Source organism: Foetidibacter luteolus (genome assembly GCF_009650435.1).
In the GTDB taxonomy this organism is placed as follows: domain Bacteria; phylum Bacteroidota; class Bacteroidia; order Chitinophagales; family Chitinophagaceae; genus Foetidibacter; species Foetidibacter luteolus.
The window spans coordinates 383,721-409,735 of record NZ_VVIP01000059.1 but is presented as its reverse complement, the minus strand read 5'-3'; the positions used below and the strand labels follow the sequence as shown (position 1 = coordinate 409,735).

The 26,015-nt window shown below is 44.6% G+C and carries 27 protein-coding genes; 12 read left to right on the top strand and 15 right to left on the bottom strand.

The window, feature by feature from the left end:
* Window positions 1–367: 367 nt before the first annotated feature.
* The 3 genes from F0364_RS20375 (at window position 368) to accD (ending at window position 3,211) form a co-directional block, all read left to right on the top strand.
* The gene (locus F0364_RS20375; RefSeq protein WP_153799645.1) at window positions 368–1,087 is read left to right on the top strand and encodes a proteasome-type protease; all 720 of its coding nucleotides are present in this window, start codon (window positions 368–370) and stop codon (window positions 1,085–1,087) included.
* Between the two features lie 26 nt (window positions 1,088–1,113).
* The gene (locus F0364_RS20370) at window positions 1,114–1,962 is read left to right on the top strand and encodes a transglutaminase-like domain-containing protein (RefSeq protein ID WP_153799644.1); all 849 of its coding nucleotides are present in this window, start codon (window positions 1,114–1,116) and stop codon (window positions 1,960–1,962) included.
* 316 nt (window positions 1,963–2,278) lie between these two features.
* Window positions 2,279–3,211, top strand: coding sequence for an acetyl-CoA carboxylase, carboxyltransferase subunit beta (gene accD, locus F0364_RS20365; RefSeq protein WP_153799643.1), 933 nt, complete (start codon window positions 2,279–2,281; stop codon window positions 3,209–3,211).
* 74 nt (window positions 3,212–3,285) lie between these two features.
* Here the strand turns inward: accD and F0364_RS20360 are convergent, their stop codons facing one another.
* Entirely contained in the window at window positions 3,286–3,909 is a 624-nt protein-coding gene (locus F0364_RS20360; protein WP_153799642.1) for a hypothetical protein, read from the bottom strand.
* 218 nt (window positions 3,910–4,127) lie between these two features.
* Here F0364_RS20360 and F0364_RS20355 point away from each other — a divergent pair, with 218 nt between their 5' ends.
* The 5 genes from F0364_RS20355 to F0364_RS20335 all read left to right on the top strand — a co-directional run bounded on the left by F0364_RS20355 (window position 4,128) and on the right by F0364_RS20335 (window position 9,188).
* Complete coding sequence (locus F0364_RS20355; protein ID WP_207632791.1) at window positions 4,128–4,898, top strand: 3'-5' exonuclease; 771 nt, start codon at window positions 4,128–4,130, stop codon at window positions 4,896–4,898.
* An 89-nt stretch (window positions 4,899–4,987) separates the two neighbouring features.
* A complete protein-coding gene (locus tag F0364_RS20350; protein ID WP_153799640.1) occupies window positions 4,988–5,779 on the top strand; it encodes a polyprenol monophosphomannose synthase in 792 nt (263 codons plus the stop codon).
* Window positions 5,780–6,088: 309 nt separating this feature from the next.
* Window positions 6,089–6,526 (top strand): response regulator, encoded by a 438-nt coding sequence (locus F0364_RS20345; protein WP_153799639.1) that lies wholly within the window; start codon window positions 6,089–6,091, stop codon window positions 6,524–6,526.
* A gap of 110 nt (window positions 6,527–6,636) precedes the next feature.
* Window positions 6,637–7,677 (top strand): sensor histidine kinase, encoded by a 1,041-nt coding sequence (locus F0364_RS20340; protein WP_153799638.1) that lies wholly within the window; start codon window positions 6,637–6,639, stop codon window positions 7,675–7,677.
* Window positions 7,674–9,188, top strand: a complete 1,515-nt coding sequence (locus F0364_RS20335; protein WP_153799637.1) for a hybrid sensor histidine kinase/response regulator — start codon at window positions 7,674–7,676, stop codon at window positions 9,186–9,188. Before F0364_RS20340 ends, F0364_RS20335 begins: the two co-directional genes overlap by 4 nt.
* Window positions 9,189–9,616: 428 nt before the next feature.
* Here F0364_RS20335 and rplL read toward each other — a convergent pair whose 3' ends face one another.
* The 5 genes from rplL to F0364_RS20310 all read right to left on the bottom strand — a co-directional run bounded on the left by rplL (window position 9,617) and on the right by F0364_RS20310 (window position 13,809).
* Window positions 9,617–9,991 carry a 50S ribosomal protein L7/L12 gene (gene rplL, locus F0364_RS20330; protein ID WP_153799636.1) on the bottom strand — a complete coding sequence of 125 codons (375 nt, stop codon included), beginning with the start codon at window positions 9,989–9,991 and terminating at the stop codon, window positions 9,617–9,619.
* 171 nt (window positions 9,992–10,162) lie between these two features.
* Window positions 10,163–10,696, bottom strand: coding sequence for a 50S ribosomal protein L10 (gene rplJ, locus F0364_RS20325; protein WP_153799635.1), 534 nt, complete (start codon window positions 10,694–10,696; stop codon window positions 10,163–10,165).
* A gap of 48 nt (window positions 10,697–10,744) precedes the next feature.
* Complete coding sequence (gene rplA / locus F0364_RS20320) at window positions 10,745–11,440, bottom strand: 50S ribosomal protein L1 (protein WP_153799634.1); 696 nt, start codon at window positions 11,438–11,440, stop codon at window positions 10,745–10,747.
* A gap of 22 nt (window positions 11,441–11,462) precedes the next feature.
* Entirely contained in the window at window positions 11,463–11,906 is a 444-nt protein-coding gene (gene rplK / locus F0364_RS20315) for a 50S ribosomal protein L11 (RefSeq protein WP_153799633.1), read from the bottom strand.
* Window positions 11,907–12,192: 286 nt separating this feature from the next.
* The gene (locus F0364_RS20310; protein ID WP_153799632.1) at window positions 12,193–13,809 is read right to left on the bottom strand and encodes a hypothetical protein; all 1,617 of its coding nucleotides are present in this window, start codon (window positions 13,807–13,809) and stop codon (window positions 12,193–12,195) included.
* Between the two features lie 108 nt (window positions 13,810–13,917).
* Between F0364_RS20310 and F0364_RS20305 the strand changes: the two genes are divergently transcribed.
* Window positions 13,918–14,586 (top strand): FAD-binding oxidoreductase, encoded by a 669-nt coding sequence (locus F0364_RS20305; protein WP_153799631.1) that lies wholly within the window; start codon window positions 13,918–13,920, stop codon window positions 14,584–14,586.
* A 164-nt stretch (window positions 14,587–14,750) separates the two neighbouring features.
* Here the strand turns inward: F0364_RS20305 and F0364_RS20300 are convergent, their stop codons facing one another.
* From F0364_RS20300 to F0364_RS20275, 6 genes are all read right to left on the bottom strand, one after another.
* Window positions 14,751–15,704: a hypothetical protein gene (locus F0364_RS20300; protein WP_153799630.1), complete on the bottom strand. Its 954-nt coding sequence runs from the start codon at window positions 15,702–15,704 to the stop codon at window positions 14,751–14,753.
* 57 nt (window positions 15,705–15,761) lie between these two features.
* Window positions 15,762–16,340: a peptide deformylase gene (def, locus tag F0364_RS20295; RefSeq protein ID WP_153799629.1), complete on the bottom strand. Its 579-nt coding sequence runs from the start codon at window positions 16,338–16,340 to the stop codon at window positions 15,762–15,764.
* Between the two features lie 472 nt (window positions 16,341–16,812).
* Window positions 16,813–17,226: a Holliday junction resolvase RuvX gene (gene ruvX / locus F0364_RS20290; RefSeq protein ID WP_153799628.1), complete on the bottom strand. Its 414-nt coding sequence runs from the start codon at window positions 17,224–17,226 to the stop codon at window positions 16,813–16,815.
* 216 nt (window positions 17,227–17,442) lie between these two features.
* The gene (locus F0364_RS20285) at window positions 17,443–18,360 is read right to left on the bottom strand and encodes a UbiA-like polyprenyltransferase (protein WP_153799627.1); all 918 of its coding nucleotides are present in this window, start codon (window positions 18,358–18,360) and stop codon (window positions 17,443–17,445) included.
* Window positions 18,361–18,412: 52 nt separating this feature from the next.
* On the bottom strand, window positions 18,413–18,886 hold the full coding sequence (locus F0364_RS20280; protein WP_153799626.1) for a DinB family protein: 474 nt from the start codon (window positions 18,884–18,886) through the stop codon (window positions 18,413–18,415).
* Window position 18,887: 1 nt separating this feature from the next.
* Complete coding sequence (locus F0364_RS20275) at window positions 18,888–19,424, bottom strand: RNA methyltransferase (protein ID WP_153799625.1); 537 nt, start codon at window positions 19,422–19,424, stop codon at window positions 18,888–18,890.
* Window positions 19,425–19,439: 15 nt separating this feature from the next.
* Between F0364_RS20275 and F0364_RS20270 the strand changes: the two genes are divergently transcribed.
* Together F0364_RS20270 and guaB are read left to right on the top strand one after the other, a co-directional pair.
* Complete coding sequence (locus F0364_RS20270) at window positions 19,440–19,730, top strand: hypothetical protein (RefSeq protein WP_153799624.1); 291 nt, start codon at window positions 19,440–19,442, stop codon at window positions 19,728–19,730.
* A 21-nt stretch (window positions 19,731–19,751) separates the two neighbouring features.
* Window positions 19,752–21,251 carry an IMP dehydrogenase gene (guaB, locus tag F0364_RS20265; protein ID WP_153799623.1) on the top strand — a complete coding sequence of 500 codons (1,500 nt, stop codon included), beginning with the start codon at window positions 19,752–19,754 and terminating at the stop codon, window positions 21,249–21,251.
* A 420-nt stretch (window positions 21,252–21,671) separates the two neighbouring features.
* Here the strand turns inward: guaB and F0364_RS20260 are convergent, their stop codons facing one another.
* Complete coding sequence (locus tag F0364_RS20260; protein ID WP_153799622.1) at window positions 21,672–22,859, bottom strand: thiolase family protein; 1,188 nt, start codon at window positions 22,857–22,859, stop codon at window positions 21,672–21,674.
* Window positions 22,860–22,943: 84 nt separating this feature from the next.
* On the bottom strand, window positions 22,944–24,311 hold the full coding sequence (locus F0364_RS20255) for a methyltransferase RsmF C-terminal domain-like protein (RefSeq protein ID WP_153799621.1): 1,368 nt from the start codon (window positions 24,309–24,311) through the stop codon (window positions 22,944–22,946).
* A gap of 144 nt (window positions 24,312–24,455) precedes the next feature.
* On the opposite strand from F0364_RS20255, the gene purE reads away from it, so the two are divergent.
* Window positions 24,456–25,043 carry a 5-(carboxyamino)imidazole ribonucleotide mutase gene (gene purE / locus F0364_RS20250; protein ID WP_235921169.1) on the top strand — a complete coding sequence of 196 codons (588 nt, stop codon included), beginning with the start codon at window positions 24,456–24,458 and terminating at the stop codon, window positions 25,041–25,043.
* A gap of 162 nt (window positions 25,044–25,205) precedes the next feature.
* Here purE and F0364_RS20245 read toward each other — a convergent pair whose 3' ends face one another.
* Window positions 25,206–25,967 (bottom strand): DUF5995 family protein, encoded by a 762-nt coding sequence (locus tag F0364_RS20245; RefSeq protein WP_153799620.1) that lies wholly within the window; start codon window positions 25,965–25,967, stop codon window positions 25,206–25,208.
* Between the last annotated feature and the right edge of the window lie 48 nt (window positions 25,968–26,015).

Genomic DNA, 26,015 nt, shown 5'->3' with positions numbered 1-26,015 from the left:
CTGCATTTACACAGGGTAGAGCATACCCCTATTACAAATGCAGCAATATTTTAAAGCATTATTGCTATTGTATATTCAGACGGGGATTACAAAAACAAGGATATGATTTTAAATACAGGCGATGGCGTCTGTTAAACTCCGATTGCAGGAGTTGTGTACTTTAGGCGATAGCAACGGCAACAAATAAACAACTAAATAATGCCAACCAATACCAGCATTTAATAAGTGTGCGTTTTTTTTAATAACCGTGTTATAATAATGTATAAGTGTTAAGTTACCTTGTACAATGAGCGTTGGCTGTGGCGACTTTTTTCCCCTTTTATCTAAGGCACGATAATGGCATAACATACACTGCCAATCATCATATATGACTTATTGTTTAGGAATAAAGCTGAAAGAAGGGCTGGTAGGTATTTCCGACACCCGTATATCCGCAGGTACAAGCACTACCATCAAAAAGAAAGTATCTGTACACCAGGATGGGCAGGCCAGCCTGTTCATCATGACCAGCGGCCTGCGCTCTGTAAGGGATAAGGCGGTGCATTACTTCCAGGAACTGGTTAGCGGTGGTATTATATACGACAAAATGTATATGGCTGTTAACGCTTTTGGCGAACAGATAAAACGTGTTGCCAATGAGGATAATGAAGCGCTCCTTAAATCCGGCTACCGTTTTAACCTGAATGCCATTGTAGGCGGGCAGTTAAAGAAAGATGAGGAACACAAGCTCTTTCTTCTTTATTCCGAAGGCAACTGGGTGGAGCTGGACCAGGGCTGTCCTTATGTAATTATCGGCAACTCCGGCCAGGGTAAAGCCATACTTAACCGGGTTGTTAATGAAAATACTTCCATACGGCAGGCGCTTAAGGCTGGTTACCTGTCTTTTGACTCAACAAGGGTAAGCTCTAACGATGTGGAATTCCCGATAGATGTTGTGCTATACCAGAAGAACAGCTTTAACATGGTAGAAACCCGCTACGAATACAGTGACCTGGAAAATATTTCCCGCCTGTGGGCAGAGAAGTTGCGAAAATCGCTGGACGAAATTCCCGAAGACTGGATGGAAGCCGCCCTTAACAAAATGTAATCTTTGTAACCATCAATACATCCAACATGAAATTTAAAGTTTCCAGTGAGCTGGAATACCAGGTTCTGATGCCCAGCACCTTTATTTTCAATATACAGGTATCCAAGGCTTCCAGTCAAAAAGTTATAGAAGAATCGCTTGTAGTAAACCCGCAACTCCCGGTGGAAGAATTTATTTCCGCCACGGGGGATGCGAGGTTTATAAGAATACGCATAAAAAAGCCCACTACTTTCTCCATCAATTACCAGGCAACCGTGGATACACGGCATATCATCCTGGATGAAAAGCGCCACTCCGATGAAGTGCCGGTTGATAAACTGGATACAGATGTGATACCTTACCTCTTTCCCAGCCGTTATTGCCAAAGCGACCGTATTCAAAAACTGGCATTTAAAGAATTTGGAGATATTGACAACCTGTACCTAAAAGTACTGGCCATCACAGAATGGATTTATAACAATGTAGAATACCTGAGTGGCAGTACCAATGCCAGCACATCTGCCATAGATACCATTACGGAAAGGGCTGGTGTATGCCGCGACTTTGCCCACCTGGGTATTGCATTGTGCAGGGCACTTTCCATACCTGCCCGTTATTACACAGGATATGCTTACCAGTTAGTACCGCAGGATTTTCATGCCTGTTTTGAAGCGTACATTGGCGGCAACTGGATATTCTTTGACCCCACCAAACTTGTTCCCCTTAACGGCCTTGTTAAAATAGCCAATGGGCGGGATGCAGCAGATGCAGCCGTAGCAAGTATTTACGGCAACACCATCTGCAATAAAATGGTGGTTAACTGTGAGTGCCTGGAAAAAGAATTTAATCCTTATCACTACGAAGAAAGTAAACAGGAAGGGCTGTCTTACCAATAGAATTTCAACGACGAACAAGGTAGAGACGCAATGCATCGCGTCTCCACAATGCATTGCGTCTCTACCCTACCCGGGCTGAAAAGCCGCACAATGAACAGAACGATGAAAGGATTGCGACGCAACAGGTGATGCCATAAAACGATGTGGCTGGTATCTAAATTCTTCTGCTGTAAAAACACAGCAGTATAATGATATTTTGCATAAGTGGCAATTTTAACGCTGCTGTGCAGGAAAACCTGAAAAGCAACCGAAAAAAAGACGCAATGCACCAAACTCCTTATTTTTGCCTTCTTCAACAATCCCTAATGAGTCTGTTATGAAAAAAGATGAGGATATTGAAACAAATTTATCGGGCAATGCGGAAAACCGTGAACCGGATAGCGGCGCTACGGCAGAGGCACGGGAAAAATGGTATAAGCGTTTCAGAAAAGGCATAACCACTTCTACAGCGGAAAAAAAAGAAACACCGGAGGGCTTGTGGAGCAAATGCCCGGAATGTAATTATATATGCACTACTACGGAGCTGAAAGAAAACCTGTTCGTATGCCCTAAATGCAATTATCACCACCGCATTGGCAGCGATGAATACTACGAGATACTGTTTGACAACAACGAATACATTGAACTTTTCAGTAACATACGCAGCAAAGACTTTTTGGGCTTTACTGATTTAAAGCCCTACCAAAAAAGGCTGGATGAAATACACGCCAAAACAGATTTAAAAGACAGTATGCGTGTGGCCGTGGGTAAAATACTGGGCAGCGAAATGGTAGTGGCCTGTATGGATTTTGAGTTTATAGGCGGATCTCTTGGCAGCGTTATGGGCGAAAAATTCAGCCGCGCTGTTGATTATGCCATAGAGCGCCAGTTGCCATATATGGTTATCAGCAAAAGTGGCGGCGCCCGTATGATGGAAAGCGCTTTTAGCCTTATGCAGTTAGCCAAAACAAGCGGCAAGCTTTCCCAATTGAGCGACGCAGGCCTGCCTTATATTTCCCTGCTAACAGATCCTACATTTGGTGGTATTTCAGCAAGCTTTGGTATGCTGGGAGATTTAAACATTGCCGAGCCCGGCGCTCTTATTGGCTTTGCTGGGCCGCGTGTAATTAAAGAAACCATTAAAAAAGATTTACCGGAAGGCTTTCAGCGCAGCGAGTTTTTGCTGGACCACGGTTTCCTGGATTTTATTATTGACAGGAAGGCCCTGAAAGAACGCCTGAAACAGGTAATGGTATTGTTTCAGAATTAAGCTACATTATTTAATACAAGATGGCCTGCTTAGAAAATTAAACAGGCCATCTTATTTTCGAAAGATTGCGCAGGCTAATCTTCTATGTGAAACTTGTTTACCCATTCAGGTTTTACGGTATTGTCTAGGTCATTAAGGTCAACCTGTGGGTACCAGTCAAGGTTAAGCATCAGCGTGTAGGTTCTGTTAGGGTCTTCATCGTTTTCCCACGGAGCATAGAGAAAGGTGTTGGAATGCTGGTCTTTCAAGTCGGCAACAGGCACCGGCCTTGAGCTTTGTTCTACATTTTTCCTGATGCGGTAAATGCCTTTATTGGCATGCGTGATAAACACATCCTTACCCTGCTTTTGGGTAAACTCAACTGTTCCTTCAATAGAAGTCCAGGTTTCGGTAGAAGTGCCGTAACTATTAGCTACCACATACACCAGGTTTTCAAAATAACCGCCGGGTTTAAATTTAAAGAACACTACTACCCCGCCACCGTTTCTTACGTAGTCGTAATAAGCGCCGGAGCTTGTGTTGTGAAAATATACGCTGGAGATGGTGCCGATTGTCCAGTATTTTCCCTCGGCCGTAAGCATTTCCGCGGGTACTTCGGTGCGTGGCGTATCGGTAATTACGGGGGCGTCAGCGTTTTTCTTGCAACTTGTAAAAGCGATGGACAATGCTATCCAAGCCAGCAGTGATAATCTTTTCATGATGTTTTTTATTGTAAAGGGTTTTTATAAATTGTTAGCGTATGCAAAATTGCCGGTTAAACTGCAGCAGGTAAAGGCCGGTGGTAATGAACTGTAAAAAAAGAATATTGAATTGCCCTGGATGGATTGCAGCTTAAAAAATATGGTGGGGAAAAAAGCTTAGCCAATCCCGGTAAATCTGTTTTACATTCGCAACGTTTATCAATATAGCAGTAATAATGAAATTGCAGTTAACCCGTCCGATTGCCTTTATAGACCTGGAAACTACCGGTGTAAATATTGGCACAGACAAAATTGTGGAGATAGCCATTGTTAAAATACTTGCCGATGGCTCAAAAGTTGTAAAGAGAAAGCTGGTAAACCCACAAATGCCGATACCCAAAACATCCAGCGATGTGCATGGCATTACCGATGAAATGGTAAAAGACGCCCCTACTTTTAAACAGGTAGCCAACGAAATAAAACAGTTTCTGGAAAACTGCGACCTGGGCGGCTACAACAGCAACCGTTTTGACATTCCTATGCTGGTGGAAGAGTTTTTGCGTGCCGGCCTTGATTTTAATACAGATGGCAGAAGGATGGTAGACGTACAAAAGGTTTTTCACCTGATGGAACAAAGAACCCTTAGCGCCGCTTATAAATTTTACTGCAACAAAGTGCTGGACGGGGCCCACAGCGCTGAAGTTGATGCCACAGCCACCTGGGAAGTACTGGAAGCGCAGATTGAAAAATATGAAAACATAGGCAACTCAGTAGAAAGCATTTGTAAGTTTACAGGCGAAGACGATTTTGTAGACTTTGCAAGGCGTTTTATAAAGGTTAACGGGGTTGAAACTTTTAATTTTGGCAAACATAAAGGCAAGGCTGTTACAGATGTGCTTAAGCAGGAGCCACAGTATTACGACTGGATGATGAAGGGGGATTTTGCCATGCATACCAAGCAAAAGCTAACCGAAATACTTAACCGTACGCTGTTAAAGAAACCATAAATAGAATTTGGTTAACTGCGGGTATCAGGCATCTTACGTTTTTGCTAAGGGTAAAAAATTACTTTTGCAACCGGGCAAGTTAGAATTTAGTGGAAAAACTAGTTATCATACCTACTTATAACGAAAAAGAGAATATTGCTGCCATTATTAAGGCCGTGTTTTCTTTGCGTAAACATTACCATATTCTTGTAATTGATGACGGCAGTCCGGATGGCACTGCCGCCATTGTTAAAGAGCTGATGATAACTTACTCAGGCGTATTGTTTCTTGAAGAAAGAAAGGGTAAACAAGGCCTGGGCACAGCCTACATCCACGGCTTTAAATGGGCGCTGGAAAAAGGCTATGAGTATATTTTTGAAATGGACGCCGATTTTTCTCACAACCCTAACGACCTGGAGCGCCTGTACCATGCCTGCAAACACGGCAGCGCCGATGTTGCGGTAGGCAGCCGTTATGTACCTGGTGGCAAAATAGAAAACTGGCCTGCAGACCGCCATATTTATTCCCGCGGCGGTGCTTTTTATACACGTCTTATCACCTGGATGCCGGTTAACGACCCTACTGCCGGCTTTGTTTGCTACACTAAAAAAGTGCTGGAAACCATTAATCTTGATGAAATAACCTTTGTAGGCTACGCCTTCCAGATAGAAATGAAATTCGCTTCATGGAAACTGGGCTTTAAGATTGTTGAAGTGCCCATTGTATTTGTTGACAGAAAAGTTGGCGTTAGCAAGATGAACAAGGGCATCTTAAAAGAAGGCATTTTCGGCGTGCTTAGCATACAATGGCAAAGCATGTTTAAAAACTACCGCAAACGCGTTGGCTCCGGCTCAAAAGAGCCCAAAAATTACTCTGCAGATATGGTTGCCGAAGGCAAATAAGATCATTACCCGCCTTTATTTTTTTCTTTTCTTTTTTTGGAGACAGGGTGCATTACTACTATTGAGCTTTGGTTGTGTCACTCACTTGTACTGTATATCTTTATGGAGCAACGCGAAGATATCACCTTCCGTACCGGTACAATAAAGCCCCGCCAGTATGCCTCGCCGCTGAATCACCATAAACACTTTTTGGGGTTATTTGAAATAACAGCGTTATCTGCTAATATTGTAATTGGTTCATGCTTTTGAGTATGGTACACTCATTGTACCTGTTTTATATATAACAATCATATCCTTTAAAACAGCTTTGTGAAAAACACACTGAATGTTCACCCATCCGCTGCAACACAGGGCAGCAAGCTGATTCTTTCCGGGGAAGACGATATTGATGACCAGGAAATGCTGGAAGAAGCGTTAATAGCGCTGGATGAAAAATTCGTGATCGTTCACATTGACAATGGCAAAAAGCTGCTGGAATACCTGGATTCGCTTCCTGACGAAGGTTTGCCCTGCCTGGTAATCCTGGATTATAACATGCCCGGCCTTAATGCCAGCGAAATACTGAAATGGCTAAGCAATGAAAAAAGGTATATGGCCATTCCCAAGGTTGTATGGAGTACATCCGGCTCTAATGCCTACAAAACACATTGTATTGAACTTGGTGCCAGCGATTACCTGGTAAAGCCTTCTGATATGAAATCGCTGCAGGAAGCAGTAAGATATATGACCAGCTTTTGCAATAGCTGATTTGTCCACCCTCCGTAAAATTTAAGCCGTATCTGTTTGAATTTTAACTAATTTAATAAATGGGTATGATTTTAGCATAACCTACAATTTAATTATATACCTGCGGCCTAATGCATTTTGAAACACCGATATCCAGTATTCATGATGGCTTGTCTGTAGAAGGCCACATTTTTTTGTATAATACAACCGGCAAAAAAGTGGTCAATTCCGGGGGGGCAAATCCTTTCACGGAATCTTTCCTGTCTGCCATTCAACCGGAATGGGATAAATGCCTGCAATTAAAAAATGGACAGGCCTATAGTTTCAGCCTGCCACAGAGTTTTGAATTTTACGAATACGATACACCGTTTATGCATGCCCGCCGCATAAATGTAGATCTGCTGCTTGTAATTATTAATGCCGCGGATGAAACTGCAGGTCATAAAGCATTGGCCAGTTTATTACAGCAGCTTACCTTGTTTTACAGCAATGAAAGAAACGAGTTTTTCGACCTGGCCTTACACGACCTGCAATCTCCTGTACGCAAATTATCAGCACTTTCAGACAGGCTTGTACACCATCCGCAGGGAGATTTGTCCGCCTACCTGCAGCGCATACAAACAGTTTCAGCAGAACTGTCGGCCCTTACAAAAGGCTTAGCTTCATTATACGATACCCACAATACCATCAATAGTTTTGAAGATTGCAACCTTAATACCATCATCAGCGAACTAGCGGCAAATGAATTAAACGCTAACGGCAGTCATATAACGTTACGGATGAATAATATGCTGCCTGTTGTAAGGGGCATCCCTGGCCAGTTGAAATTGCTTTTTATCAACCTGCTTAACAATGCGTTTAAGTTTAAAAAAAACGGCGACAATTGTATTGTAGAAATCAGTTCAGACAATGTAAAAGCAGGCCCGGAAATGCAGCGCTACCACCGGGTTAGTTTAAAAGACAACGGCATTGGTTTTAACCCTGAAATGCAGGAAAAAATATTCAACCCGTTTGTTAAGCTTAATGGCAAGAGTGCCTACCCCGGGGCTGGTTTGGGGCTTAGTATTTGCAGGAAGATAGCAGAGAACCACCAGGGGTATATTACGGCAGTTTCAACGGGTGAAGATGGCTGTACTATTTATATTCTTTTACCGGAAAAATTACAAGCATGAGCCAGGACAACAAAATAAGGATATTACTGGTAGAAGATGATGAAATTGATTTTTTCCTTTTCAGCAATTACATCCGCGAAACCGGGGATGAACGCCTGCTGGTGGAATGGTGCGACGATTACTCCAAAGCGCTGTTTAAAATGGCCGACAATGCCTACGACCTGTATTTTGTTGATTACAGGCTGGGCGAAAGCACGGCGCTTCAGTTATTGGAAGAAATGCGCAAGTTCGGGTTCAATGCGCCGGTTATCGTTCTTACCGGTAAGGGTAGCCGCAACGTGGATATACAGGCAATGGAACGTGGCGCAACAGACTACCTTGTTAAAGCCGAACTGAATGCCGAAAAACTGGAACGCTGCATAAGGTATGCGCTTGACAGGAGCAAGGCTGTGGCAACTATAAAGGAGAGCGAAAACAAGTACCGCAGCCTGTTTGAAAAATCCGCGGATGCCATCTTTATAGCAGACCGGTTTTTGTTTTTGAGAGAAGTAAACAATGCGGCCTGCATGCTTTTTGAAACGGATGAAGAAACACTAACCACACATAACCTTTATCATTTCTTAAAAGAAGGAAAAACAGGACGTGCATTATACCACTCCCTGGAAAACAATGAGCATATTAATAACCTTGAAATAGACGTTAAAACAGAACGGCAACGTAACAGGGTTTGCCTGCTTACCATCTCCAAGATAAATTACGAGGAACAGGAATTATACCACTGCATTTTAAGGGACATTACGGAATTAAAACGTGCGGAAAATGTAAACATGCAGATGCAGAAGATGGATGCAACGGAAAAGCTGATACGCATGCTGGGGCATGAAATACGTAACCCTTTAACCAATATAGAACTTGCGGCAGACAGCCTTATACAGCAGGTTAGCGACGAAGAGGATAAAGTGTTGCTGGATATTATACGCCGCAACTCCGGCCGTATTAACCACCTTATCTCCCAACTTATTGACTCCACCAAATCAACCAATTTCGATTTTGAGCTGGCCTCTTTAAAAGAACTGCTGGAAGAAGCGCTTTCAGCTTCGCAGGACAGCCTTGCCATGAACAACATACAGGTGACCAGGCATTACGATGCAGGCACCCCGTTGGTACTTGCTGACAGGCAGAAGCTTAAGATTGCACTGGGTAATCTTATTATCAACGCCGTAGATGCTATGCAGGGTACCGAAGGCAAACTTCTGGATATTACCATTAAAAATGATGAGGATTGCTACATCCTGGAAATAACCGATAATGGCTGCGGCATACCTAAAGATTTTATGCCCAGGCTTTTTGAACCTTTTTCCACACTTAAAAAGAGTGGCCTTGGCTTAGGCCTTTCTTCCGTATTTACCATTCTTAACCTGCACCAGGCCAATATAGATGTAGCAAGTGAATTAGGCAAAGGCGCCACTTTTTCTATCGCCTTCAAAAAACAGGGCCATTCAAATACCAACAGCAAGCCGGGGGATGAGTTTTTTAAAGACAGCGCCACTTCCAAAGTAGGAAAGTTATAAGTTGAAGTTGACTGCAGTTTTTAAAAAGACTTTGCAGCTTGTTAAGCCTGCACTTTTCTACAAAAAAGCAGCAGGTTACACTTTCGGGTGAGGGATTGAAGCGGAAAGCCCACAGCCACGAGGAACGAGTGGCGAGGACTTGCAGCACAAGCAAGGAAAAGCAACTAAATGTTGCTTTGACGAAGGTTGCGAACGCAGTTCTGCCCGACCCCTTGCGCAGCTTGGGGGCACCCCCTAAAGCAAGTACGAAAGTTGAAGTACGAAGTACCCTTGATATGTTGGATTTTTGATGTGAGATGTACGATGTAAAAAGCGAGGTTTTATAACCGGCTGCCTCTACCACCTGCCATTTACCAAGCATCCACCCATAACCAAAGAACCCCACCCTTTGCAGGATGAGGTTCTTTGGTTATTAAGCTTCAGAAGAATTATTTGATTTCTACATCAGCACCGGCTTCTTTCAGTTTAGCAGCCAGGTCGTCGGCTTCAGCTTTAGCTACGCCTTCTTTAACTGCTTTAGGAGCACCGTCTACCAGTTCTTTAGCTTCTTTCAAACCAAGGCCGGTAAGATCTTTAACAATCTTAACTACCTGCAGTTTGTTAGCGCCACCACTTTTCAGGATTACGTCGAAAGCGGTTTTTTCTTCAGCAACAGGTGCAGCAGCAGCGGGACCAGCGCTAACAGCTACTGCAGCAGCAGCCGGCTCGATGCCGTACTCTTCTTTCAAAATTTTAGCTAATTCGTTAACTTCTTTTACTGTTAAGTTAACCAGTTGTTCAGCAAATGCTTTTAAGTCTGCCATTGTTTTCAAATTTTTTCCGCCTTCATTGCCTGCGCTCCGGCGGAGGTTTAAAAAAACTTGTTTAAATCAGTCCTCAGGCTGGACCGGTTATTTTATAAGCTACGAGCTTTTAGCTATAAGCTGTGAGTAATACCCGCACAGCCCACAGTTCATTACTCATGGCTATTCTTCTTAAGCTTCGGCTCCTCTTTCTTCCAGCGCTTTTACCAGGCTGGCCAGCTTGCCACCAGCGTTCAGGCCGCTGATAACATTCTTTGCAGGAGACTGCAGTAAGCCAATGATCTCGCCGATAAGGTCTTGCTTGCTTTTCAGAGATTTCAGTGTTTCCAACTGGTCGTTGCCAACAAATACATCGCTGTCTATGTAAGCAGCTTTCAAGATGGGCTTTTCAGTATTCGCATCTTTGCGAAAAGAACTGATGATCAAAGCCGGCTCTTTTGCATTTTCGCTGAAAAGCAGGGCGGTAACACCGTTCAGGCTTTCGTAAACGCCTTCGTACCTTTTTTCATCAATTGATTCCAGGGCTTTGCGGATGAGGGTGTTTTTAGCCACCTTCATTTCTACTTTTTTATCAAAGCAAATACGGCGCAGCTTACCTACCTGTGCTACTGTAAGGGCTTCCGTATTGGCAACATAGAAGTTGTTATATTGGTTGAATTTCTCTTTAAGAATTTCAATCACTTCATTTTTCTGGTCTTTAGTCATAACTAACTTTTAAGAACCCGGGTCACTTCCCTTGCGGGATCACCAGGATTAGTTCATTAATGATTTTGTTTCGATGGCTATGCCGGGGCTCATGCTGCTGGCCATGCTTAAACCTTTCAGGTAAACACCTTTAGCGGTAGCTGGTTTCAGTTTTATGATGGAGTTAATTAACTCATGCGCATTAGCGGCAATTTTTTCCGGGGCAAAAGATACGCGGCCGATAGAAGCGTGTACAATACCGGCTTTATCAACTTTAAACGCAATTTTACCACCTTTTACCTCGTTAACAGCGGCTGCCACATCGTTGGTAACAGTACCTGTTTTGGGGTTGGGCATCAGGTTACGGGGGCCCAATATTTTACCCAGTTTACCAATTTTAGGCATTACAGAAGGCGTAGCCACAATAACGTCTACATCAGTCCAGCCGCCTTCAATTTTGGTAATGAACTCATCCAGGCCCACAAAGTCAGCACCAGCTGCTTTTGCAGATTCTTCTTTATCGGGGGTGCACAAAACCAATACGCGTTTTGTTTTACCGGTACCGTGGGGAAGAGTTACGGTGCCACGAACCTGCTGGTCGGCCTTCTTAGGGTCAACACCCAGGCGTATGTGCAGGTCAACAGAAGCGTCAAACTTAGTGGTGTTAATGTCTTTCACCAGTGCAGACGCATCTTTTAAAGAATAGATTTTTGTTTTATCAATTTTCGCTTCCGCTACTTTTCTTTTTTTATTAAGCTTTGCCATTGTACAAAAAGTTTAGTGTTAATTAATTTTCCCAAGGAGCGGCGCCATCAATGGTAAGGCCCAAACTGCGGGCTGTACCGGCTACCATTTTCATCGCACTCTCAATGGTAAAACAGTTAAGATCGGGCATTTTGTCTTTGGCGATAGCCTCAACCTGTGCCCAGGTAACTTTACCAACTTTTGCGCGGTTACTTTCCTTGGAACCTTTTTGAACTTTAGCTGCTTCCAGTAGCTGGATAGAAGCGGGAGCGGTTTTGATAACAAAGTCGAACGACTTGTCTGTATAAACTGTGAGGAGAACAGGGAGGATTTTTCCCATTTTGTCCTGGGTTCTGGCGTTAAACTGTTTGCAGAACTCCATGATGTTCACACCTTTAGAACCCAGTGCAGGGCCTACGGGCGGTGCAGGGTTGGCTTGGCCGCCTTTTACCTGCAACTTAACGTAAGTTGAAATTTCTTTAGCCATTGTTTCAATTTTATTGGTTCAAACGTCCTTACTCGCCGGATGTCATCCTGAGCTTGTCGAAGGACTCCCAAATTCAATTAGTCTTATCTAAAAAGAACTTTTTGGGGCGGCAAAGGTAAGTATTTGATTGAATTGAACAAGTGTTGAGCAAGATTTTTTATGAGCCGGGCGACAGGATTATCATGGCATCGCCTGTTGTGTCACTCACTTGTACGTTCTGTTTTCATGGCGACTTTCTGGCCCTTATTCAAAATAATTACAAATTTGCTACGGTTGAAGATAAAATCTACAATTCATTAAGCAGTTTTTTAATCTCTGCATCGGTCTTTTCTTGTAAGGTTACCATCGCTGGTTCATCAGGCGACCCAAGCTTAAAATAATCAGTTGCTCCCACAAGGGTTTTATCATTTGCCCTCGCAAGCACAATACATTTTACTTCGTTTCCTTTAGGGATCTTTGAGAAAAGCAGGCGGCCTTTACTCGTCGTGCCGGAAAGCAGTGATTTGATATTCCTGAACAGGAGAAATGGTTGCAAAGCGCTAAGCTTACTAGGGGTTGACAACTTTGCATAATAATTCATTTTAGGCCCAGGCGATTTATAAAACCTGTCGCAATTTATCCAGCCAAACGTGGTTACATACGCAACAGGCTTATTGTTTACTAACGAAGCGGGTTGGCCAGAGGCCATTATAGCTGCCTTTATAAAACCTTCTACCCTTTTTGAAAATGACTTTCTTAATCCATCGGGAAATAGCCTGCTCGTTCCTGCCAATAATGTTGAATCTATAACCACCTGGTAGAATTTTCCCTGCCATTCATTTTCCAAAATATACCCGGTGTTGGAAGCAAACCTGTTGTCCCTGATGTACTCAACTACGGAACACTGACGGGAAAAACGTTCAAGGAAATCAATATCCTTTTTTTCCATTTCAGCCAGGTAAATTTCTGATGATTTGTACCGTTCTTCAGCAAACATTCTTTCTTTACCTTGTATCAATAATTTCTTTTTCCTGATGGAGTATTTCTGAATAGTTGTAGGTGTAATTATCCAGGCCTGGTTCACAAAACTGGCACTTAAAGCATCTGTTCTATCGTCTGAAGAGAAAGAATGCCTTTTAAAGAGGTGACCAGTTATTCCAACACCAGACATACTGTACACGCCGATGCTGAACTCATTTTTCCCCTCACTTAAACTCCAATCAATGGCAGAATCCAGGGCATTATTTCCATAAAAAACATCGTAACCATTATATCTTGTATCAGGCAACGAGATTGCGTAGCTGCGGCCATTTTTTACATTGACTTTCCTTTCACCGCTTTTTGCTTCTATTAACCAGGAACCTCCCGACTCCAACAACTCCCCATTGCTTGTTGTTGGCGCCTGCATTTTCAGCATATCTTCCTGCCGCAGCATTTCTTTAACGGTAATAGTAATATTTCCATTTACCGGGCTGCCATCTTCCATAACAAGGTCCGCTGCATCTATGGTAATTTCCGTACCGCCTTTTGTAATATAAGTTTTTCTTTCTTTTAAAGAAAGTTCAAAACTCTCCGCTGGCTCCTGTTTGAGAAAGTAACTTCGGAAATAAGCAGATGCGGGAATATCTGCAGATAGCTGTTTATCCAGCGAATCATTGCTTACTGCGGTGAACATAATTGTATCCCCGCCATGTATAGGTTTATTTGCATAGAGGTTCTGTAGTTGAGGCCTCTTGAGCGTTCTTTGTTTTGAAGTTTGCTTTTTACTGTCGGGCACGTTCTTAGCAGGTTCCTGGCCTGCGCCTGAGTCTTTAACCGGAGAATTTACAGAATCCTTCCCCAAAATCGCGGTAACAGGTTTGTTTTCACTGTTGTTACAGGCTGCAATCAACAAGCAGCCCAAGGGAACGTATAAAAGTTTCATGCAGTAAGGTTTAGTTCAGCTATAAGGCAAACTAAAATTCCATTATCAAAACATGTGTTAAAGAACTTTTGTTATGCTAAATTTAACAGCCATTAAAACAGTTAACTTATGCAAACCTTCCATCTAAAAATACTTTCCGTTAAACAGGTAACCCATAACGTACGTTCCTTTACTATTGAAAAGCCGGAAGGCTACAACTACGAACCCGGCCAGGCCACAGAATTATCACTTTTGAAAGAAGGTTGGGAAAAAGAAAAAAGGCCCTTCACTTTTACCTCTTTAACAGATGATAACAACCTGGAGTTTACCATTAAATGTTATACCGACCACGATGGTGTTACCAATCAACTGGCGCAGGTAGTGCCAGGCGACCGCTTTGAAATCGGCGACTCCTGGGGAACGATTGAATACAAAGGTGAAGGTGTATTTATTGCCGGCGGGGCCGGGGTAACGCCGTTTATCGCCATATTCAGAGACTTGCACAAAAAAGGCGCTATAGGCAGCAACCAGTTACTATTCTCCAATAAAACCACGAAAGATATTATACTCGAAGAAGAGTTTAAGGCCATACTGGGCAGCAACTTCATCAACATTATTACAGGAGAAACCAACACCTCCTATATTCATGGCCGCATTGATAAAAGTTTTCTGCAGCAACACATCAGCAATTTCAACCAGCCATTTTATGTGTGCGGGCCGGATGCTTTTACGCAAGCCATCCTGGAAGCGTTAAAAGAACTTGGCGCAAATGCTGATGCGCTGGTTTTTGAAAAGTAAGGCGGCATCGGGGACACATTGTCGTGGAAAGAGTAAGGCGTATCCAGGAAATGCAGCGGGATGCGGGATTAGTTGTTGCGTAAAGCGGTAGAGTACAAGAGTGCGACGCAAGCAAAGCCTCATAGTAGCAGTCCTGCCGGGCCCATAAAAAAATTCCGGCTTTGCTATTTCTTATAATCAAATAACGTAGCGGTAAACTCACCTCTTTCCCTTCCTTTAAATATTACTTTAAAGTTGCCTTTATAACGCAGGAATTTGGGCACCAGCAAATCACCGGCTTTATCCATTTCCACTTCCATCTTTACATCAAAATCGTACACGCCGGCGCCATAGCTAAGGGAGTAATTGCGGGCCAGCACTTCCATGTTTTTATAATCAAACCAGGTAACCATTTCGTCTACCACAATATCATCGCGGCGAAAGAAGCCAAGGTCTTCTTTTGCCTTTACTGTAAACACATAAGCAAAACTGCCTTTATAGGCAACATAATCCAGTGTATAATCGTACAGCTTATGCGCTTTATCGTCATACAAATCAAGCTTGTTGCCAATAAATGGGATGCCGGGAATTTTTTTGCCAGGGTTAAAGAACAGCATTTTCAATTGTTCTTTATGCTTTTCAATACCCTTCTTACCGGCCGTGCTGGGTGCTGCGCCTTTTACAATATTGGTTTCGCCGCATATTGGTGTTTTGGCAAAAAAAAGGCTGCCAAACATTTCGCCGGTAGTGTAGTTAAAGTTGCCTTTTTTATCAAAAAAATCGCCGGTGGTTTTTTGCTCAAGCACTTCGGTAGAGCGGCAGCCATTTTGCCGGTGCTGGCGTGTTTTACTGTTGTAAGTAGCTTCTGCATTACCCTTTTTATCAAGCATGCGTATATCGTTATACGCTGTGTATTCAATTATTTTAAGGTTGCGGAAAGCTTTGTAAAAAGTAGTATCTTCTTTAATACGGCGCAATACATCTTTATAATCAAGGTTATTACGCACAATCACTTCCGGCAGGCGGTACACCTTTCCTTCAAAAAAAACAGAGGTATCTTTTCGGTTCAATGCCGTGTCGCTGGTTTGGGCACGGGCAATAGTAACAGTAAAAACAAGAAGTACATTCAGCCATTTCATCCGCTCAGATTTGTAGTTTATTGCCGGATGAATGTAACGCAGTTATCATGCCTGTTTTCATTTGCTGAACGTCATTTTATAATCCACCTTAATCTTCCCTTTGGTAATATCCGTAAGCTTACCCTGCAGCATCTTACGCCTGAATGGCTTCATGTAATCTATAAAAAGTTTTCCTTCCAGGTGGTCGTACTCATGCTGAATAATGCGTGCCGTAAGGCCATGAAAAGTTTCGGTATGCGGTTCAAAATTTTCGTCAACATATTCCAGCGTAACAGATTCGGGGCGCATCACATCTTCCCTTATTTTGGGTATGCTCAGGCAACCTTCGTTATAGCTCCACTCCTCCCCCTCTAACTCAACGGCATGCGGATTAATAAACACTTTTTTTATACCCGGTTCATCGGGGTATTTGCCTTTATCCTGCTCTTCCTGGCCTTCAAAAATCTGGCTGCTGTCCATTACAAAAATGCGTACATCACGGTTTACCTGCGGTGCGGCAAGGCCAACACCATTGCTGGCATACATGGTTTCCCACATATCTTCAATAAACTTTTGCAGGTTGGGATAATCCTTGTCAATGTCCTGAGCGGTTTTGCGTAAAACCGGCGCCCCGTAAGCTACTATCGGTAAAATCATACTTTATTCGGCAAAAATTAACTGCGAAGATAATTGTTAGAATGTTAACAAAGCGTTTTGACAAAAGCCGCCGGCTTTTGCAGCGTATGGGACGGACTGTATTGCTACTATAAATCATCGTTGTGTCACTCACTTGTACTCTACATCTCTACTGAGCAACTAAGCCAGCATCCCGCAGCACAATGTCATTAAGTTAAGCCCCATCGGGGCTGTATGTTTGTAGAAACAACATCATTTAGATGAACGGATGCCACAGGGTGGCTACCCAATCGTTGCTCAAGGGTAGCAGCTATGCGGCATAATTCCCTTGTTGTATGCTATTTCTACAAACATGTAGCACCTACGGCGCAAAGAACAATGTCTTTCTTCTTAACTTAATGACATCGCCCCGCAGCATTGCGATCCTTGTTCTTTACTCAGCGATATATAACAGGTTTATACTATGCACATTGGTCCAGGTTCGCTGGTAAAATCATCCATGCGTTCTCAGGTATTCCTGCAGCATCATGGTAGCGGCTACCTGGTCTATATTGCCTTTTATCTGCCGGTCTTTTTTCTTCATCCCCATTTCAACCATAGCCTGTGATGCCATTTTAGAGCTGTAACGTTCATCCACCGTTTGTATAGGTATGGCCGGAAAATCTTTCTGAAACTTTTTAATAAAAGCCCTCACCAGCGGCGTGGCATGAGTATCGCTGTCATCCAGGTTTTTGGGTTCGCCCACCAATACCAGTTCCACTGTTTCTTTTAAAAAATAAGCCTTTAAGTAGGGGAATAATTCTTTGGTATCAATCGTGCCCAAGGCCGTAGCAATAATCTTCAGCGGGTCTGTAGCGGCAATGCCGGTTCGTTTAGCACCGTAATCTATGCAGAGAATGCGAGGCATGTGGTGAATGGTGAATGGTCAAAGGTGAATAAATATGGTTTACTTTCCTTCTGAACTTATCAAAGCAAGGTTTTCGAAATAAAGTAGCAGGAATGAATTAATAAAGCATTATCAATAAAATGTTTTAGGCAAAAAACTTGTAAGCTGTTAACTAACCATCAACACCCTAACCCCTCATCCATATTCACCATTCACCATTGACCATTCACCACCCAACTACAACAAGAGCAAATCCGCTATTACCAGTACGCCAAAAACAACACTGGCTATGCCGTTGGCCGTCATAAATGCTATGTTTACTTTGCTTAGATCATTTGGCTTTACAATAGAATGCTGGTAAAACAACATGCCGGCAAACACTGCAATGCCCACCCAATACAGCGCATGAAATCCACCGTAAATGCCTGCCGCAACAACACAGGCTGCACTTAACAGGTGCAGCAGTTCAGATACCCTTAAAGCGTTTTTCTTGCCCAAAGCGGCCGGCATGGAATGCAGCTTTTGGCTTTTATCAAAATCAACATCCTGCAGGGCGTAAATAATATCAAAACCGCTTACCCAAAATATTACCGCTAACGAGAAGAGGATGGGCAAAATATCGAAACGGCCCGTTACCGCCAGGTAAGCACCAATGGGCGCCAGTGACAAACCCAGCCCCAGCACCAGGTGGCAAAGCGCAGTAAACCTTTTGGTATAGCTGTAAAACAAGATAACAAAAAGGGCCACCGGCGACAGGTAAAAACAAATGGTATTGATAAAAAAAGTAGCCGCCATAAACAGGATGCAATTTAGAATAACGAACCTTAAGGCGCTGTTAGGGGCTATAATACCTTTAGGAATTTCCCTGATGGCTGTACGGGGATTTTTAGCATCAAAGCTCCTGTCTAAGTAGCGGTTAAATGCCATGGCAGCGCTGCGGGCAGTGACCATGCAGATGAGTACCAAAAATAATTTCCACAGCACAAGGGATGGGCCAAAGTAAATACTGTACGAAGAAGGCAACGACCCACCCATAAAATGCCTTATAGCATCTTCGCTGTAAAAAGCAAGGCTGAATCCAATCATCGCAAAGGGCAACGCAAAAATGGTATGGGAAAATTTTATGAGAGATAAGTAGTTCTTAACTGTTGACATACCTGCAAATGTAGAACGTTTTTATTAACCCGGTTTTACTGCCCTTTTATAGTCAAAACCTTATCACATCCGTATCCACGGGTGTGTAATCCAATAACCTGCTCATGGTAAGCAATTGCCCTTTATGGTGAAACTCATGGGTGGTTACATGCGTAAACAGCATAAAAGGCGTAGCCTGGTAAGCATTGCCATTACGCAGCCTGCCCGTTACAGGCTCCTGTTCCTTATGGCGGAAATGCTCCAGGAAAATGGCCACCAGCGCATCCACTTCCTCAAACGCATTGGTAATATCGTGTATGTTGGTATCGGCCGTTATCGCAAAAGGTATTACCTGCTGCCCAAGGGCAAACTCTTTCAGCCAACCAAAATACACATCAGCAACATGCAGCAGCAGGGCAGCCATGGAGCGGTTGCCAAACTCAGGTAAAACGCTGTTTAAATGCACCTGCGAAATGGAACTGCAATAACTTAGCAAGGCGCTTCGGGCCCCCTGCACCATCTGGTATTGCTGCACACAATATCCCATATTACTTTAATTGTTTTAATACCGGTTCGGTAAGTTTCCAGAGTACAATGCCTGCGGCCACAGAAATGTTCAGCGAATGCTTCATGCCAAACTGCGGTATCTCTATACAGCCATCAGCAAGCTTCAGCACATCGCTGTTTACGCCTTCCACCTCGTTACCAAAAACAATGGCAATCTTTTCGCCTGGCATGTTAAACTGCTCAAGAGAAATGCTCCCTTCCACCTGTTCCACCGCGAATATCCTGTACCCTCTTTGCTTCAGTTCCGTTATTGCATCCATAGTGTTGGCGTAGTACAACCAATCTACGGTTTCTGTTGCGCCCAACGCCGTTTTATGTATATCCCTGTGTGGTGGTTGTGGCGTGTAGCCACACAGGCAAATAGCTTCTGTTAAAAACGCATCCGCCGTTCTGAACACGCTGCCTACATTGTGCATGCTGCGTATGTTATCCAATACTACTATTATTGAATTTTTTCCTGCCTGTTTAAATTCTTCAATGGTCTTGCGGCCCAGTTCGTCCATGCTTAGTTTTCGCATAGGGCAAAGATAGGGATGAGAAAAAAGTCAAAGTCAGGGAGTCAAAAAGACATTAAGCCATCAAGTCATGATACAATTCTCTACATCAGGGCAATCAGCAAAATCAGCTTACAATCGTCGTCAAAAATCGTGGTAAAAAGTCGCCATGAAAAACAGAACGATGAAAGTAGTGCGACGCAACTGGGTCGCCACAAAGTACCGGACGCCGGCCACCAAATATTGCCGGGTATAGCTCATATCACCACCAAACCCAATACCAGCCTGCGTTTCAGCCCCTTTAACAAAAAATATTTTGGATGTAATTAAACTGCCGCTATATCTTTGCACATGGCAACAAGAATTAATTCCCCCCGTAATAGTCAGGCACAATCAAGATTTTTTGGAGAAGGGCTCACCTTCGATGATGTGTTGTTAATTCCCTCTTACAGCGAAGTTTTACCACGTGAAGTAAACATTAAATCGCAGCTTACCAAAAGCATTACATTAAATATACCCATGCTTTCCGCGGCAATGGATACCGTTACCGAAGCCAACCTGGCCATTGCGCTGGCAAGGGAAGGCGGCCTTGGCATTCTGCACAAAAACATGACCATTGAAAAGCAGGCCGAACAGGTACGTAAAGTAAAACGCAGCGAAAGCGGCATGATTATAGACCCCATTGTACTGCCTGATAACGCCACCATTGGCGATGCACTGCGGCTGATGAAAGAAAACAAAATTGGCGGCATACCCATTGTTGATATCAATAACAAACTGGTAGGTATTTTAACCAACCGCGACCTGCGTTTTGAAACCGACAAAAAGCGTAAGGTAAGTGAGGTGATGACCAAAGAAAACCTGGTAGTAGCACCGGAAGGAACTGACCTTAAAAAAGCGGAAAAAATTCTGCGCCAATATAAAATTGAAAAATTGCCCGTTATTAACAAACAGGGTAAACTGATAGGGCTCATCACCTACAGGGATATTCTTCAACTGCGCAACTACCCCAATGCCGTTAAGGATAATTTTGGCCGCCTGCTTACAGGCGCAGCACTGGGTATTACCAAAGATTTGCACGACAGGGCTGCAGCCCTTCAACAGGTGGGTGTTGACATTGTTACGTTAGACAGCGCTCATGGCCATACCCGCGGTGTTATAGATGCCTTGAAATCTTTAAAAAAGAGCTTTAAAACATTGCAGGTAATCGCCGGCAACGTGGGCACCGCAGCGGGTGCAAAAGCCCTGGCAGATGCCGGCGCGGATGCCGTTAAAGTGGGTATTGGCCCCGGCAGTATATGCACCACACGCATTGTTGCAGGTGCAGGCGTGCCGCAGCTTACAGCCGTTATGGAAGCGGCCAATGCGTTAAAGGCAAAAGGCGTACCCGTAATTGCGGATGGCGGCATACGCTACACCGGCGATATGGTTAAGGCGCTTGCCGCTGGCGCTAATGTGGTAATGATGGGCAGCGTGTTCGCGGGTGTTGAAGAAAGCCCCGGCGAAACCATTATTTACGAAGGCCGCAAGTTTAAAGAATACCGTGGTATGGGCAGTATAGGCGCTATGGCGCAGGGCAGCAGCGACCGCTATTTTCAGGATGTGGAAGACGACATTAAAAAGCTGGTACCCGAAGGCATTGAAGGCCGCGTTGCTTACAAAGGTTATTTAAGCGAAGTAATTGCGCAATACGCGGGTGGCTTGCGTGCAGGTATGGGGTATTGTGGCGCCAAAGATATTGCCGCTTTACAGCAGGCCACTTTTGTAAAAATAACCAATGCGGGCATGCGTGAAAGCCATGCGCATGATGTGGAAATAACCAGGGAAGCGCCTAACTATAGCAGAAAGTAGTGAGTGGTGAGTGGTGAATAACGGATTACCGTCACTTCGGCGCTATCAGCCTAAGCTGGCGAAGTCGGTTTAAATTTTGTAACTGTTATTTACTTATCACTGGCTGTGTTTGTTGGCATTTTTTTATGGCCCCGGCAGAAGGAACAGGTATGAGGCTTCCGTTGCGTCGCACTCTTGTGCGCTTTGTTCGTTATTCAGCTTGCAGCCCGGATAGGGTGGTGAATGGTCAATTGTCAATGGCGAATAATAAGTTGCTAATTTTTCCTGGTGATGTCAGCCATTGATTTTCTAAAGGAAACGGCAGTGAATCCTGAATGAGCATACCTATACATAACTAAAAAGTCCTGTAAGTGTTTTGCAGGACTTTTTTATTACCAGCATCGTATCAGGGCAATCAGTCACATCAGCATAAAATCGTGGTCAAGACGGTATCTCTATCACCATTGCGCTGGCGCCTCCCCCGCCGTTGCAAATACCGGCGCCGCCAATCTTACCGCCGTTCTGTTTCAGCACATTTATCAGGGTTACAATAATCCTTGCACCGCTGCAACCCAACGGGTGCCCTAACGATACAGCGCCACCATGCACATTCACCTTTGCCGCGTCAAGCCCCATCTTTTGAATGTTGGCAATACCCACCACGGAAAAAGCTTCGTTCAGTTCCACATAATCAAGGTTGGCCATTTTTAACCCTGCTTTGGCTACGGCTTTCGGTAGCGCCAGCGATGGTGTGGTAGTAAACCATTCAGGGGCCTGTTCAGCATCTGCATAACTCTTTATAACAGCCAGCGGCTTAATGTTCAACTCTTTAGCCTTGGCCGCACTCATCAGCACCACAGCGGCAGCGCCGTCATTCATGGTACTGGCATTGGCAGCGGTAACGGTGCCATCTTTTATAAAGGCCGGTTTTAGTTCAGGTATCTTGTCAAACTTCACATTGTAAGGCTCTTCATCCTTAGCGAACAACAATGGCTCACCCTTGCGTTGCGGTATGGCAACAGGTATTATTTCATCAGCAAATTTGCCGGCTTCCCAGGCCTGCTGGCTCCGTTTATAACTTTCAATAGCGAAAGCGTCCTGCTCGTCGCGGCTGATATTGCATTCTTTAGCGCACAGTTCCGCGGCATTGCCCATGGCATAGTTGTGATATACATCTGTAAGGCCATCTTTGGCAAGCCCGTCAACCAGGTTAACGTTACCATATTTGTTACCCCAGCGCATGTTGGGGGAGTAATAAGGCACATTGCTCATGCTTTCCATACCACCTGCAACTACTATATCCGCATCACCCAGTAAAATACTCTGTGCCCCCTGCGCTATGGCTTTCATACCGCTGGCGCAAACCTTGTTTACTGTGGTGGCAACCACGCTGTCTGGCAGCCCGGCGAATTTTGCAGCCTGCCTGGCCGGGGCCTGGCCAAGGTTGGCCTGTATAACACAGCCCATTAATACTTCCTCAACCTGGCCTGGCTGTAATCCAGCCTTTTCAACAGCCGCTTTTATGGCCACCGCCCCAAGTTGCGTGGCGGAAAAATCTTTCAGGGAGCCGCCAAAACTGCCAATAGGCGTACGCACGGCGGAAACAACGTAAACAGTTCTATCTGTCATATAGCAGGAATAATTAATTGAGCGGCGAAGATAACAATTGTTAGCACGAGATAGTTGTTAAGAAAGCCAGCACTAACGGCACTATTACTCCTTTAGTATCCTCCATTCTACAGGATAATAATTGTTGAACCTGTTGGGCAAGGCTTTTAGCCAACCAAGCCCTGCGCCTTTGTATTTAACCAGGCACCAGCCCTTTTTACCAGGCGGTATTAAAAACCCCTTTTTCTTCAGGTAGGAAACCGCCTCATCAAGTTCAAGATCAACGTGGTTAAGATGGCCTGCGGGCAACAGGCTTACCGACAGTTCATGATGCGGTACCAGGTCTTTTCCTTTTACCGCGCCAATAGCCACACCGGCCTTACGCAGGTAAAGGTTTTTCTGCAGCAAAGCAATATCCTGCTGAAACACCCGGGATATAGCCAGGATATTTTCACTCTGTTTGAAGAAAAACAAATCACCGGGTATTACCCATTCTGTGGCAATAGCTTCTTCTGTTTTGCTCACGGGCGAAAGTACCGGTTTGCGCTGGCTGAAAGCCTGCCCACCTGCCTTTCTGAAAGCGGCAACAAAAAAGCCTTCGCCTTTTACCTTGTCTGGATAAAACCGGTAGCCATAAGCACCTTTGCCGGTATGCGTTTCTATGATGTTCCATGCAGCATCCAGGTTACACCGCAGCGCAGAAAGCGGATAGGCGGAACTTAACCAATCCAGTATTTCCTCATCTTCCTGTACCGAATAAGAGCAGGTAGAATAAATAAGAATGCCGTCTTCTTTTAGGCAATCCATGGCATCGGCCAGTATCCGTTGCTGGCGTTCGCTGCACAACTGTACGTTCTGTTCACTCCACTCTTCAATAGCATCCGCATCTCTCCTGAATAACCCACTGCCGCTACAGGGAGCATCAACCACCAGCACATCAAAGTAACCGGGCAGCCGTTGAAAATCCTTTGGGTCGTTGCTGGTAACCACTACATTACCGGTACCCCATTTAGTAATGTTCTCCGCAAGTATGGCGGCCCGGGGTTTGATAACCTCATTGGCTACCACCAGTGAATCGTGAAAATAAGATGCCAGCAAGCTGGTTTTGCCGCCCGGTGCTGCGCAAAGATCCAGCACCTTTAGCCCTGCCGTTTGCCCGCCGCAAAGCTGTTGCAGTACCTGCCATAAAAACATGCTGCTTGCCTCCTGCACGTAATACATACCGGCGTGTAACCAGGGGTCTAACGTAAAGGAAGGCCGTGCCGGCAGATAAAAGCCATGCGGGCACCAGGGAACGGGAGAAGCATTGCTGAACGGCGAATGGGCGGCAACCGGTTGCTGACCGGGCCATTTGGCCGGATTAATCCTTATTGAAGTTACCTGCCCGCCGGAAGTATGAACAGCCTCAAAAGCTTCACGGTTAAACCCTTTTACTGTTTCTAACGATTTCAATAACTGTTCCGGTAACTGCAATGGTAATTATTTTGGGCAAAGATAGCTTTGAATGATACGTGTTAAACGATGAGTGATATCTTCTAAATACAGCGGCGGCAGGTATCAAAACTTACCTATAATTTTACCGTCTCAAAATAACAGCAACAGTTAAAAACGGACATCATGGAAATGGAACAGCAACACAGCAGCAATACGCCAAAGCAGGAAGTAATCTCTAAAACACCTCTTGTGGGCATCATTATGGGTAGTGACAGTGATTTACCCGTGATGCAACAGGCCGCGGAGGTTTTAAAAGACTTTGATATTGCTTTTGAGCTAACTGTCGTATCAGCGCACCGTACCCCGCTGCGTATGGTTGAATACGCCAAGCATGCGCATGACCGTGGCTTAAAAGCTATCATAGCTGGGGCTGGCGGCGCCGCTCACCTGCCAGGCATGGTTGCATCCATAACGCCGTTGCCGGTGATAGGTGTGCCGGTAAAATCATCCAACAGTATTGACGGATGGGATTCTGTATTGTCCATTCTGCAAATGCCCAATGGCGTGCCTGTTGCCACCGTGGCTTTGAACGCCGCAAAAAACGCGGGCCTGCTGGCAGTACAAATTATTGCTACAGCCGATGATACCGTTGCCTTAAAAATGATTGCTTACAAAGAAAGCCTGAAAGATTCCGTTATAGAAAAAGCCGGCAAACTGGCTAAAGACTGGCCGAATAATTTTGACGAAAAGGCAGCAGGGGCAGCGCAGTAGTTTAATGATACTCTCCGGCACATCAGGCCCTTATTAAAAGTGCGGCCTGGTTGCAAATTGCCGAATAGAATTACCAGCCGTACAAGTGAGTGACACAACGAAGCCTCATAGTAGTAACGTAGTTGGTCCCAAAAAAAAATTCATTTTTTTTATGGCTGCTACTTAAGGAACAACCGTTGTATCTATCAACTTTATCGTCCTGGCAACATCATCATATTCTGTTTTGCGTACCAGCCATAGCAGGAAACCCGCCCAACGCCCCGGCTGTTGTATGCGCTGCCCTATTTGCTTTACCGTATTGTCCATAAGGTTTACCTGTTCCCGGCGGCCATTATCATCCTGGTGAGCCAGCACAACGGCATTGGCCCACGACACTTTGCGGGCCGTTTCAATACTAAAGTTCAATACCGGCTCGTGCCGCCGGTTAGCAATTTTTGCAATAAAGCGCATGGGGAACCACACTTTTGATAGTGATTCCTGCACATCATCCACCAGGGTTGCAATAACATTATTAATGCGGTTGAAATCTTCTTCCAGCGCATCTATGGCGCTGCCTGGCGCCACCTGTGCCGCGGCTATAGCCAGGTCGAGGTTAATGTGCGTATTAATGCCCAGCAACAAATGCTGCAGCACCGTATTGGGCTGGTGAAAACAGCCATCGAAAGTAAACTGCCAGGAAGCCGTGCAAGGCTGCTTTAAACCGTAAAAACGCCAGGCATCCAGGTATCTTTGGGCAAAGCAGATGTCCAGTTGCTCCATACGTTTACCATCCTCAAATACTCCTGCTGTAATGCCGTCGCTTACAGCCACCGTCATACGTTTGTACAGTGCAGCAAAGAACCCCGCCCTGTGGCGGTGCTGCACACAATAATCTATAACAGTATTAAGTTCTGCGATAACATCTCCGATGGTTTGCAATGGCATGTATGAGTATTTTAACCTTACTAATGTAACGCATGTTGACAACAGGAG